Annotated in this window: 13 protein-coding genes, 1 tRNA gene and 1 rRNA gene; 5 read left to right on the plus strand and 10 right to left on the minus strand. The window is 42.4% G+C overall.

The window, feature by feature from the left end; translation table 11 throughout:
- Positions 1 to 99: ribosomal RNA gene (locus tag GGR02_RS16735) — 16S ribosomal RNA — on the minus strand; the annotation flags it as partial.
- Between the two features lie 642 nt (positions 100 to 741).
- On the opposite strand from GGR02_RS16735, the gene GGR02_RS16740 reads away from it, so the two are divergent.
- The gene (locus GGR02_RS16740; protein ID WP_183186080.1) at positions 742 to 1,563 is read left to right on the plus strand and encodes a protein-glutamine gamma-glutamyltransferase; all 822 of its coding nucleotides are present in this window, start codon (positions 742 to 744) and stop codon (positions 1,561 to 1,563) included.
- Here the strand turns inward: GGR02_RS16740 and GGR02_RS16745 are convergent.
- The gene (locus GGR02_RS16745) at positions 1,540 to 2,442 is read right to left on the minus strand and encodes a DMT family transporter (protein WP_183186081.1); all 903 of its coding nucleotides are present in this window, start codon (positions 2,440 to 2,442) and stop codon (positions 1,540 to 1,542) included. The genes GGR02_RS16740 and GGR02_RS16745 overlap by 24 nt on opposite strands.
- Before the next feature lie 66 nt (positions 2,443 to 2,508).
- Between GGR02_RS16745 and GGR02_RS16750 the strand changes: the two genes are divergently transcribed.
- A complete protein-coding gene (locus GGR02_RS16750; protein ID WP_183186082.1) occupies positions 2,509 to 3,186 on the plus strand; it encodes an MgtC/SapB family protein in 678 nt (225 codons plus the stop codon).
- A 311-nt stretch (positions 3,187 to 3,497) separates the two neighbouring features.
- A tRNA-Ala gene (locus tag GGR02_RS16755) sits at positions 3,498 to 3,570 on the plus strand.
- 293 nt (positions 3,571 to 3,863) lie between these two features.
- Here the strand turns inward: GGR02_RS16755 and GGR02_RS16760 are convergent.
- The 3 genes from GGR02_RS16760 to GGR02_RS16770 form a co-directional block, all read right to left on the minus strand.
- Positions 3,864 to 4,352, minus strand: a complete 489-nt coding sequence (locus GGR02_RS16760) for a GNAT family N-acetyltransferase (protein WP_229706269.1) — start codon at positions 4,350 to 4,352, stop codon at positions 3,864 to 3,866.
- Between the two features lie 54 nt (positions 4,353 to 4,406).
- Positions 4,407 to 6,401: an SEC-C metal-binding domain-containing protein gene (locus tag GGR02_RS16765; protein ID WP_183186083.1), complete on the minus strand. Its 1,995-nt coding sequence runs from the start codon at positions 6,399 to 6,401 to the stop codon at positions 4,407 to 4,409.
- Between the two features lie 87 nt (positions 6,402 to 6,488).
- Positions 6,489 to 6,677 (minus strand): H-type small acid-soluble spore protein, encoded by a 189-nt coding sequence (locus GGR02_RS16770; protein ID WP_183186084.1) that lies wholly within the window; start codon positions 6,675 to 6,677, stop codon positions 6,489 to 6,491.
- A gap of 105 nt (positions 6,678 to 6,782) precedes the next feature.
- Between GGR02_RS16770 and GGR02_RS16775 the strand changes: the two genes are divergently transcribed.
- Complete coding sequence (locus GGR02_RS16775) at positions 6,783 to 7,763, plus strand: potassium channel family protein (protein ID WP_229706270.1); 981 nt, start codon at positions 6,783 to 6,785, stop codon at positions 7,761 to 7,763.
- Here the strand turns inward: GGR02_RS16775 and GGR02_RS16780 are convergent.
- From GGR02_RS16780 to GGR02_RS16790, 4 genes are all read right to left on the minus strand, one after another.
- Positions 7,753 to 8,160, minus strand: a complete 408-nt coding sequence (locus GGR02_RS16780; RefSeq protein ID WP_183186085.1) for a YugN-like family protein — start codon at positions 8,158 to 8,160, stop codon at positions 7,753 to 7,755. The two genes, GGR02_RS16775 and GGR02_RS16780, sit on opposite strands and share 11 nt — an antisense overlap.
- Positions 8,161 to 8,242: 82 nt before the next feature.
- On the minus strand, positions 8,243 to 9,592 hold the full coding sequence (locus tag GGR02_RS16785; RefSeq protein WP_183186086.1) for a glucose-6-phosphate isomerase: 1,350 nt from the start codon (positions 9,590 to 9,592) through the stop codon (positions 8,243 to 8,245).
- Between the two features lie 229 nt (positions 9,593 to 9,821).
- Positions 9,822 to 9,956, minus strand: a complete 135-nt coding sequence (locus tag GGR02_RS17710) for a hypothetical protein (protein ID WP_260175204.1) — start codon at positions 9,954 to 9,956, stop codon at positions 9,822 to 9,824.
- Between the two features lie 135 nt (positions 9,957 to 10,091).
- Positions 10,092 to 11,255 (minus strand): iron-containing alcohol dehydrogenase, encoded by a 1,164-nt coding sequence (locus GGR02_RS16790; RefSeq protein ID WP_183186087.1) that lies wholly within the window; start codon positions 11,253 to 11,255, stop codon positions 10,092 to 10,094.
- A gap of 158 nt (positions 11,256 to 11,413) precedes the next feature.
- Here GGR02_RS16790 and GGR02_RS16795 point away from each other — a divergent pair, with 158 nt between their 5' ends.
- The gene (locus tag GGR02_RS16795; protein ID WP_183186088.1) at positions 11,414 to 11,647 is read left to right on the plus strand and encodes a DUF378 domain-containing protein; all 234 of its coding nucleotides are present in this window, start codon (positions 11,414 to 11,416) and stop codon (positions 11,645 to 11,647) included.
- Positions 11,648 to 11,708: 61 nt separating this feature from the next.
- Here the strand turns inward: GGR02_RS16795 and yugI are convergent, their stop codons facing one another.
- Positions 11,709 to 12,068: a S1 domain-containing post-transcriptional regulator GSP13 gene (gene yugI / locus GGR02_RS16800; protein WP_183186089.1), complete on the minus strand. Its 360-nt coding sequence runs from the start codon at positions 12,066 to 12,068 to the stop codon at positions 11,709 to 11,711.
- Positions 12,069 to 12,233 lie beyond the last annotated feature (165 nt).

Raw genomic sequence — 12,233 nt, forward strand, 5'->3', positions numbered from 1 at the left:
TAACCGAATAGAAGCAAGCTCCTATTCGATCCGCTCGACTTGCATGTATTAGGCACGCCGCCAGCGTTCGTCCTGAGCCAGGATCAAACTCTCCAAAAAGAGTATACCTTAGCTTTTAACGTTGGCTATTGTCTAGCTTCGGACGCCATCGACTCGCGACGCTTCGGTTCTGCTGCGGCGGCAATAGCCTCCTCGCAGACCCTCCAGCGCGTTTCGTCGATAAGCGGGCGTCCTCCGCTTTTCTTATTGACGCTTCGTTTTGTTCAGTTTTCAAAGAACATCGCCTCAAAAAACGGCTTTTTCATCCTATCACAACTAAAATGCGATTGTCAACTATTTTTTTAGTCACCACATCGTTCCGCAGCGACGTTTAATAATTTATCATGTAATTTTTAAAAATGCAATACTTTTTTTGTGTTTTTTCTTTCAACAACATAAATCTTTGTAAAGTAGCATACAAATAATCCATTCAACTGTCAAATGCCAAAACGTCGCTAAATGTACATTGCTGTAAAAAGCATTAGGGCTGCTGTCGGTTTATGGATATGTGCAAAGGAAATATATTTTTTGTAAGTATAACTATCAACAGTCTATCCACAAAAAAACAATCATTATCCACAATAAATCCTTTTTTATTTCGATTTATACTATTGTTATTAACATCTTGTGGATAATATTATCCTCTTTATCCACAAAAAGTGCGTTTGTTTTCTATGAAGCTATTGAAAGGAGTGGATAACTATGATTCAAATTCAACACACCGTTGTGGACGATTCGTTTTTTTCCTCTGCCACACTGTCTAAGGAACAACAGATGGTCTTTCAAACGTTAGTGAAAGAAAAACAGATGTATTCGTACGAAAGCAAACAGCAACTTCAATTCGAATTAGTTGTGCGCGAACGCATTCTCCAAACTTCTGTCGAATTGGCAAAAAGTGCTGCCCGCTTTACTATTTTTCAGTTTTCCAAATGCAACGAGCGATATTGGCAGAGAAATCGTTTAGGGGGATTTGAGCTAAAAAAAGGGGTCGCTCCTAGCGCTGCAATTAATGATATTTTTATTAACAGTCAACTATATGCGTTTGAATGTGCAACTGCAATCGTTATTATTTTTTACAAAGCCGTATTAGATACAATAAAACAGGAGATATTCGATAAGTTATTCGACGATCTTCTTCTGTACGATTGGCATGTAGACAAAGATTTGAACATCACAACAAAAAAAGGGGATGACTACATCCCCGGTGACTGCCTTTATTTTAAAAACCCTGATGTAGACCCTTCGATGCCACAGTGGCAAGGCGAAAACACCATTTACTTAGGCAACGGTCTTTATTATGGGCACGGGATCGGCATTAAATCGAAAGAAGAAGTGATTGCTGCGTTAAATAAACGACGAAAACCAGCAGCGAAAAAGTCGGCTTATTTATTAGCGCAAACTACGCGAATCGACTTTCGTTATTTATCCACCTTCGTTCGTTCTATTGGGCAACCACAACTTTCTGTCGAACGAAGCAAAATGGGGATCGGTTCAATCGGTTCATCCACTTTCTTGTACAGATAGCGGCCGTTTTCGATTTTCTCCCCATAAATACGTTCCGATACCTGTTAAAATTAACGTTCCACCAATCCATTGAAGCGGCTGAATCATTTCATCAAGCAAAAAATAAGCTAAAACGGCTGCTCCTACCGGCTCAAATAAAATGCTCATCGAAATAGTAGTTGCACTAAGCCATTTCATCGACCAGTTCATCAATGAATGGCCAAGTAACGTCGGTACGAGCGCTAACAAAAGAAAACAAAACCAATCTGTTTTCTTATACGCAACTAATGGGTAACGAAGGATAAGCGAATAAACAAGGAGCGTCAACGAACTAACGCTATATACAATATATGTATACGTCATAAGCGACAGTCTTTTTCTTAATTCTTGCCCAACAAGCCAATATCCTGTTACCATCGCACAAGCAAGCAGTGCCAGCACATCACCGAATAGCGCGGCTCCACTAACTTGAAAATCACCCCAGCTAATAATAACGCTTCCGAAAATCGCAAGCAACCCGCTAAAAAATGCACTAATGGTTAACTTTTCTTTAAAAAAGATATAGCCGCCAACAAAAGCAAACAACGGCTGGAGCGTAACAAGCACGACAGAACTTGTCACCGACGTATAGTTCAATGATTCAAACCAAAGAATAAAATGAAACGCCAACAAAACACCAGCAGCAACAGAAAATAACCAATCTCTTTTCGAAATTTTTCGACATTCATGTGCATACGGAAGAACAAACGGAGTCATCAACAAAACAGTAAAAAAGAGCCGATAAAACGCGATTATAGCTGACGGAGCTTGCGCCCATTTTACAAGAATGGCCGACGTCGATACGGATAATGCTCCAATGGCAATCGCAATATACGGCTTCAATAAATTCGATGATTTCATAACCCACCTCTCACAAAACGTTTTATAATGATTATAGCATCATTTAAAGAAAAAGAGGGGAAAAATATGGATTTTCATCTTTTTATAAAACTAGGTATTTCCGCAGTATTAGGACTTGTTATTGGTCTAGAGAGGGAGTTAAAACGAAAACCTGTAGGGTTAAAAACGTGCCTTGTCATTTCTATCTCGAGCTGCCTGCTAACGATTGTATCGATTGAATCTGCCTACATCTTCCCTTTAAAGGACCATATCACGATGGATCCACTTCGTCTAGCAGCACAAATCGTTTCAGGAATCGGTTTTTTAGGAGCAGGGGTTATTTTACGAAGAGGGAATGACAGCGTTTCTGGCTTAACGACCGCAGCGTTAATATGGGGGGCAGCCGGGATCGGCATTGCTGTTGGAGCAGGGTTTTATTGGGAGGCGATTGTCAGTGTTGCCTTATTAATTGTGAGCGTTGAACTTATCCCGCTTCTCACTGCGCTCTTCGGGCCAAAACAGCTAAGGGAAAAAGAGATTTTACTACAACTTACTATTTCTCGCGCTGAAAAGATTGATGATGTCATCGAAGCCATTCGACAGCAAACAATTGCTATTAAAACATTTCACATTAAAGATATTGATGAGAAACACCATTTGCTGAAATTGAAAGTGGCAATTTATCAAAAACAAACCGCTACAGACGTCTATTACTCGATTCGCAACATCCCTTCCGTTACAAGTGTCGAAATTGAAAATTTATAAACATAAAAAAGTCCCTTGCGCATATATATCGCAAGGGAAACATACTATTCTATGGACAATTTGATCATATCATATTTTGTCGAATTTTGTCTAGATATTTTTTAAAAAATCGACAAAATTCGAGTTTGTTTTCGACAAAAAAGCCCCTTACGCTATGAAACGTAAGGGAAACACACTATTCTATGGACGAACACATAATATCACATTTTGTCGAATATTGTCTACTAGTATATAATTCCAATCGCGAATCGTTTGCTGTGCTTGTCTTGCAAAATGCTTGAAGATAAATATAATAAAGTTAGGCTACATTTGGGGCATTAGCTCAGTTGGGAGAGCGTCGTGCTGGCAGCGCGAAGGTCACCGGTTCGAGCCCGGTATGCTCCATTAAGAAAAGCGCAAAGCGCCCGCCTATCGGCGAAGATCGCACAAGCCCCACCGAGGAGGCTCAGCCAAATCAAAGCTTTGGCTTGCGTGGGATATTTCAAAGAAGCAAACTCAGTGTGTTGCCGCCGCAGTGTGGGGCGGAGCGACTCGAGCCGATGGCGCTTGGAGCTAGACAACGCTCCGCCTAATCGTAAAATTTTATACTTTCTTACCTTATAAGAAAAACCCTTGCGTGGCAAGGGTTTTTCTTTTTGTGACGAGCATTTTCCAAAGACGGTCATCATTGGCTGTCGTTATTCGATTCGTTTCCCCATGACGATTAAATCTCGTTCCACTCCGTCGAGTTCAGCAACCATTGGGAAATGCCCCCATTTTTCAAATCCAAAACGGGAAAAAAGCCGCAAACTCGGTTCATTATGGGCAAAAATGAAGCCTAATAGCGTTTTTATTCCTAACTTCGGACATTCGTCAATTGCTTTTTGCAATAGCAGCTTGCCAAGACCTTTTCCACGTTGCGTTTGTGCAATATAAATACCGATTTCGACCGTATGGCGATACGCAGGTCGTCCATAAAAGGAACGAAAGCTTAGCCATGCACACACTTTCCCATTTTGTTCGACGACCCATAGCGGCCGTTCTTCGGAATGTTCGAAAAACCATTTTTCCCGACTTTCAACAGACACCGGCTCTAAGTCAGCGGTCACCATTCTTGTTGGAATCGTTTCGTTATATATCTCGACAATCGCTGGCAAATCAGCGCGTGTTGCTATTCGAATGTTCACGTTTTTCTCCCCCCCCGCTTAGAAAAACGAAACGCAAGCAATGATTGCGTTTCGTTATTTTTTCCACTGCATGCGAGTCGTTTCCCGTAGCCACTCTAGCAGTTCTCGCTCTCGTTGCCATAAGTGAATATGAGCTTTTGCATACATGACTGCTTCCGTGTCATCACCAAAGCTAAAAAAGAGCGGATCTTCTTTTGGCAAGCGTTTCTTTTTCAATAAATAATCAATAACATACGGATTAGATATCATCGCTTCTTCTAATAAATCTTCTAGTTCCTCATGCAGCCCATATTTCAAATAGGAAACGAGCAAACGATTATAATCCATCGTTGCTGTCGCTTCATTGTATTGATCCAGCAACTCTTCCGCCTCGTCATATTTCCCTAGCTCAATATAGGCAGGCAATAATAAATAGCGAATGCCTTGGTTATCGTTTAGGTTTAGTTGCAATAGCTGCTCATACTGCTCCACCGCTTTTTCCTTTTCCCCTAACTGCCACAAAGCTTGTGCATAGTTGGCTTTCGCACGCATATATGGTCGCGTTTCGACAATCCCCCAAAAATGCCCTTTGTTTTCTCGGAAAAATCGTTTACCGAGGTCTTTTTCGCCAGCAATCATTCCTTGTTTGTAGTAATTCATCGCTGTTTCGAGCGCAACGGATTCATCCCCTAAAATGTTGTAGGCATCTGGGCTGTTTGGGTAAATCGCCAATGCACGATGCGCGAGGTCGAGCCGTTTTTTCCGGTCCATTTCTTCAAACGCTTGGTACAATAGCTCTTGTGCTTCGTCTTTTGGCGACAGCGAAGCAACTGGCTTTTTCCCATTTTGAAGCGCCTTTTGAATATACTCGTTTGCCTCTGCAACCGACGAAAAATCTTTTTCTTGAATGACCCGCTCTAATTGGCGTAATTCTCGTTCCATGGTGATTCGGGAATGTTGGGGCGGGAAAAACTCAAGCTCGTCCTCCCAGTCTTCCTCATCCCAATCGTCATCAAGTTCCTCGAGTTTTTCATATACTTGTTGAAGAAAATCTGCGAGCACTTCTTCCATTTCGCGATACTTTGCTGATAGACTGCTATTTGATACCCCGTAATGTTCCGCAATGTCTTTTTGTGTCGCTACTTTATATGGGAAAAAGGTGGCTACGATTAAATAATGAAGTGCTGCTGCATACAATTCTGGTTTTTTTATCGTCGGATGAACCAACTCACAATACGTGCGCCATAAAACAAGCGCAATGTTCGTTAATGGTTCTTGTTCATGGAGACGATCCATATTTTCTTTTAAAAGATAGGCCGTTTGCTGATGAATTGGATCGTCCCATTGAAGATCATCGATTTCAAAATCGTCAGGAAGCAGTGGCATAAAACATTCATGCAATAATTCCGGGAACGATGTCGCTAGCCACTGGCGAAGCGGTTTGTTTGCTTGTTCTTGTTTTCGTTGTAATCGCTCAACAAGCCAATCCGCTCTTTCTTTTTCCAACTCTAGAAGAGAAAGAAAAAACGTGTACGTTGCCCCTATTGATACGAGAAACCCAACGACGACATTCCCTACCTCGATGGTCTCATTTTCTTGTAACGTGACGCGCTTTTGCTCTCCTGTAAAAATATCTTCGACGACAATTAGATTCGTTTCTTGCTCTATCACCCGTGCAAACGATGGAACTTCCTTCGTCCAGGAACGTAACAAATTACGTGTACTTGCCCGTTTAATTTTGGAGCTTCGCGTCTGCGCATAATGTTCGACAGCCGTTCGTCCATCCAATATCGGCGCGCAAAATATTGCCCATTGCGTCACGTATAGCATAAACGTTTCTTGCTCTTCCTCCGCAACAACGGGAAGATGTTGAATTTGTTGAAAAATAAAATCGCTTAACGCATCCCCGTAGTGAGTCAATGCATATTCAAATAATTCTTGCTGTAGTTGAAGCGCTTCTTGCGTAATTACTTCATTCAAAAATACGACATCTTGTTTCTTTTCACAGCACTGCTTATACTTTTTTCCACTTCCGCACGGACAAGGATCGTTTCGTCCTACTTTCCCCATCATTTTTCACCTCTCTAGTTGTATTATCATACATTTTAAACAATATTGCTAGAAAACTTTCTTTCGCAATAAAAAAAACGCCCCTTTTTAGGCGTTTCCTTCTTCTAATTCAGCAATCGGCACTTCTCTCTTCTCGCGAAGATGCCCGTCACGCATATGGATAGTAGCTGTTTGCTGCTGTTCGTTATAGCTATCAATCCATACAGACACTCCATGGTAGTGAACAGGAATATCGGCTGGAGATGACACAATTTGTTTCACACGATTCATATCCATTGCAAAAAACACCTCCCTCGTTCACCGATAGTATGAACCATTGCGAAAAAAATATGTAAAAAAAATCAAAAACTCGTACAAACTATTCCCATAAGGGGGTGCATTGTGAAGTACGCTTATTTTCGTCTTCCGTTCGTTGTAAGGACATTGCTTCTTGGGATGATAATGATTGTTGGCTTTGGTTGGATGATTCATGTGATTGAGCCGAGCACGTTTCATTCCTTTTTCGATGGAATTTGGTGGGCAATTGTCACTGCTGCAACCGTTGGTTACGGTGACATTGTGCCAAAAACAGTTATTGGCAAGCTAGTAGCAATTTCGCTTATTTTCGCTGGCACCGGTATTGTTTCTGCTTATTTTGCCGCCCTTTCTGCCGCGGCGGTAACAAAAGAAAACGCATTGCTAAAAGGAGAGCTTCCATATACAAAAGAAGGGCATATCGTGATTGTCGGGTGGAATGAGCGGACGCGCGAAATATTGCGACAACTTACCGAACGGCAGCCGTTCGCCTCTTTCGTCATTATCGATGAAACACTCGCTTCGCTGCCAATCGTAAACAAAAGCGTCCACTTTATTAAAGGAAATCCATCGCACGATTCCGTTTTGCAAAAAGCAAATATTACAAAAGCGAAAATGGCGGTCATTACCGCCGATCCGCACAAACACGAAACAGACGCCGATATGGCCTCGATTTTAACGCTCGTCGCAATGAAAGGGGTACATCCTTCCCTTTATGTCATTGTAGAAGTTTTAACAAAGCAACAAGCAGCTAACGCAAAACGAGCAGGGGCAGATGAAATCATTCAAACGAACGCATTAGCGACCTTTGCGTTTATTCATACAATCGAGTCTCCGGTTTTTTCGGTAATGTTAGAACAATTTTTATATACGTCGAAAGAAATACATTTACAAATCATCGAAGTACCAGATGAAATAATCGGGCGAACATTTCGTGAAAGTTGTCGAGTGCTAATAGAAGGGGGAGTGATTCCGTTTGGAATTTCCCGAGGGGAAGCAACTCTTTTGAATCCTTCCCCCGATATTGTTCTTCTGCCCAGCGATCGCTTGTTGGTCGTTACGTGTTAAGCAGCTTGTCTTCTAATTGCTTGACTATCGTTTGACCAATACGAATATATTTTTTCGGAAACGGAGCGTCTGGATCTTGCGGCTCGGCGAATTGGTTAAACGATGCGGCAAAATTACCGACATGAACGTTGTCATCAAGCCCAATTTGGTATTGATGCGAAAGCAAATACGGTCGCCCAAGCTTCACCGTTGTCCCGTTCGAATCAAGCTGCCCATCTACTGCTTCAAACGGAACACGCAAAAATTGGTAACCATTTTCGTCATCGATTTTGTAGTCAAAGGAACCGTGGTCATAGTCCCAGTTTCCCCCAATCACATAGCCGAGCGGCTTCAATTCCGCTTCTAGCTTATATAAACGAAACGTTTTTCCTTCCAATGCTGATGGAATTTCAATCATCGCAACTAACCTCCTTTTTTTCGTAGGTTGCCCCAAAATAACCAATATTAAAAGGGCTTCCCTGCACAAGGAAGCCCTTTTCTTATTTCAACCGTTTCTCTAACTCCGCTTTCTTCTCTTCGTACCCTGGTTTGCCAAGCAATGCGAACATGTTCACTTTGTATGCTTCAACACCTGGTTGGTCAAACGGATTAACCCCTAACAAGTAGCCGCTCATCGCACACGCTTTTTCAAAGAAATAGACGAGATACCCAAATGTATATTCATCTAATGTTGGCAATGTCACGACTAAATTCGGTACGCCGCCGTCTGTATGAGCTAGCAACGTTCCTTCAAATGCTTTCGTATTGACGAAATCGACCGTTTTTCCAGCTAAGTAGTTCAAACCGTCAAGATCGTTTTCTTCCGCTTCAATCGTTAACTCATGACGCGGCATTTCGACTTTCAATACCGTTTCAAATAAATCGCGGCGACCTTCTTGAACGTATTGACCTAATGAATGAAGGTCTGTCGAGAAGTTTGCCGAAGCAGGGAAAATGCCTTTTTGGTCTTTTCCTTCACTCTCTCCAAATAATTGCTTCCACCATTCCGCAAAATATTGCAACGCTGGCTCATAGTTGACGAGCATTTCAATTGTTTTTCCTTTGTTGTATAAAATGTTGCGAACAGCCGCGTATTGGTATGCTGGATTTTCTTCGAGTTCTGATTTGCTGAAATCTTCGCGTGCTTGTGCCGCCCCTTTCATCATTGCTTCGATGTTTGCACCGCTCACTGCAATCGGAAGCAAGCCGACCGCCGTCAACACTGAGTAACGTCCGCCAACATCGTCTGGAATAACAAACGTTTCATATCCTTCCTCGGTTGCAAGCGTCTTTAACGCACCGCGTGCACGGTCGGTGGTTGCATAAATGCGTTTGCGCGCTTCTTCTTTGCCGTATTTTTCTTCGAGCAATTTGCGGAAAATGCGAAATGCAATCGCTGGCTCGGTTGTTGTACCCGATTTGGAAATGACGTTAATGGAGAAGTCTTTTCCTTCTAATAAGTCCATGACGTCTTTCATGTAGGTCGAGCTAATATTGTTGCCGACAAAAATGACTTGCGGCGTACGGCGTTTTTCTTTCGGCAATGCGTTGTAAAATGAGTGATGTAACATCTCAATGGCTGCTCGCGCCCCTAAATAAGAGCCGCCGATGCCAATCACAAGCAGTACGTCCGAGTCTTGTTGAATTTTTTCCGCTGCTTGCTGAATGCGGGCAAATTCTTCACGGTCATATGCTACCGGGAGGTCAATCCAACCTAAAAAGTCGTTCCCCGCTCCTGTTTTTTCATGCAACGAATGATGCGCTACTTTTACTGCATCGCGTAAATATGTAAGCTCATGTTCTCCGAAGAACGATAATGCTTTGGAATAATCGAATCGAATGTGTGTCATATCGTTTCCTCCACAAAAAAGTTTTACCTTCTTACACTTTAGCGAAACAGCCAATGATAATCAAGGCGACCGAGAAGTTGAAAACGGATTCATTTTGACATTTTTCTAAAAATAAGAGAGGGTGTCCCAAAAGGAACGGGACACCTTTTCTCATTACCTTATATAGGTATAAAACAATCACCAAGAAACTATATGTTGTGTCTGGTTTAAGGAAAATCAGGCGTGTTGATTAACCATTAAAAACCAGTTGACCTCGCTCTATTCCTAGCTTTTCTGCCGTAGTCGGCAAGAAGTTCGCTTGCCGACTGGGCATGCTGTACGCATGCCCTCCTCGAACAATGAACGCTTTGCGGGCAAATGACATTTGCCCGCCGGCGTTCTTGTTCGAGGGAAGAGGCAGAAAAGCTTGTGTTCAGTCAAATGATTCTGTGTTTTTTAGTAAAATAATGGATAATCAACAACCATGAAGGAAAATCCCTCTTTTGAGTCAGCCCCTTTGTCATAGGGATGCACGATAAATTGCTAATACGTCTTCGCGCGTGAGTTTTTTAAAGTTGCCGAATGCGCCAAACACCATCGCTTTATCGGCCATCGTTTCTAAATGCTCTTCTCCAATGCCATAATCCGCTAAACGAGATGGGGCGCCAATACTCGACCAAAATTCACGCAACTTCTCAATTCCCTCTAAAGCAATTTCGCGATCTGTTTTTCCAGTCGGGTCGACATCAAACACACGAATCGCTAACTGTTTAAATCGCGCGACATTTTCATCAAGCACGTGCTTCATCCAATTCGGGAATAAAATCGCTAACCCCCCACCATGTGGAATATCGTATACGGCAGATACAGCATGTTCAATGTTATGCGTCGCCCAATCGCCGCGCACGCCCATTTGCAAAATACCGTTTAACGCCATCGTTCCGCAATATAAAATCGTTTCCCGCCATTCATAGTTTTCTAAGTCATTGACAAGCTTCGGCGCTGTTTCGATGACCGTTTTTAATATCGCTTCGCACATGCGATCTTGCAGCGGTGTATTTGGAACGTGATGGAAATATTGCTCAAACACATGCGACATAATGTCGACCATTCCGTAAACGGTATGTTCTTTTGGAACCGTCAACGTATACGTCGGGTCTAAAATCGAAAATTGTGGGAACGTGACTGGGCTTCCCCATCCGTATTTTTCTTTCGTTTCCCAATTGGTAATGACAGAACCTGCATTCATTTCCGAGCCGGTCGCTGCTAATGTTAACACGACGCCAAACGGAAGGGCATCCGTTACTGGCGCTTTTTTCGCAATAAACTCCCATGGGTCGCCGTCGTATTTCACTCCAGCAGCGATTGCTTTCGTACAGTCAATAACGCTGCCGCCGCCGACAGCCAATAAGAAATCAATGTTCTCTTTTCGGCAAAGGTCGATTCCTTTTTGAACGGTAGAAAGACGGGGATTCGGTTCTACACCAGCAAGTTCAAATACTTCGGCACCAATTTCATGTAAAATAGTATGCACTTCATCGTACAGCCCGTTTCGCTTAATGCTTCCACCGCCATATACTAATAACACACGCGTTCCATATCGTGGCACTTCTGTTTTCAACTGCTCGAGTTGTCCTTTTCCAAAGATTAGTTTCGTTGGATTGCGAAACACAAAGTTTTGCATATATTTACCTCCTTCAACCATCATGAAAAACCATCTTTATTATCGTTCTTTTTTCCTCTTCCTGTAAAGAAATTTGCTTTTCTTGCAAATGATGCATATTTTTCGATGAACCATCCACACTATAAACGAACCATTTAAATTTAAGGGAGGAATCCTCAATGAGTGCACTTCAACGCATTGCACTACTTTTTACGATTATCGGTGCGATTAACTGGGGCTTAATTGGTTTCTTTCAATTCGATTTAGTAGCCGCTATTTTCGGCGGACAAAACTCGATGATTTCCCGCATTATTTACGGAATCGTCGGTATTGCTGGGCTCATCAACCTCGCGCTTTTATTTAAACCAGCAGCTGAACTTGGACGCACCGAACCAAGAGTATCGCGGACATAAAGCGACTGGGGAGCTCTCGGTACAACGAAAGTGAAAAACACTCACCGCACGCGGTGAGTGTTTATTCGTTTTTCGATTGTTCGATCCATTCTTTTAATTTTTCTTTTAATATATGAAAGCCGCCCGCTGTTTCGGGAAGCTCTTTTGCTTTTGGTTGACGTAATTTGTCCGAAGCCGGTATTTCCTTTACCGCTCTTATCGACAAACTCGCCCGCTTTGCTTTCTCATCAATGGAAAGGATTTTAACGGTAACTTCGTCTCCCACCTTCAAAAAATCGTGGATATCTTTCACAAACTGATGGGAAACTTCCGAAATATGCACAAGCCCTTGAATATCGTCGCTAATTGCAACAAAGGCACCATACGGCTGAATACCGGTCACCGTTCCTTTCACAATGCTACCTACCGCTAACTTCGACAAAGAAAACACTCCTATTTCTCAAATTGCTTTTATTATATCATTATGTATAAAGAGAAGCAAAAATTATGGAAGTATGAGTAAAATGTTTGTGGGAGGAAGCTAAATCCTCTTCCATATGTTTCAAGGGGAGGATTCCTTGAACAGAAGGGGGATGAGCAAAAAAGA

This window comes from Anoxybacteroides voinovskiense (assembly GCF_014196205.1).
Taxonomy (GTDB): domain Bacteria; phylum Bacillota; class Bacilli; order Bacillales; family Anoxybacillaceae; genus Anoxybacteroides; species Anoxybacteroides voinovskiense.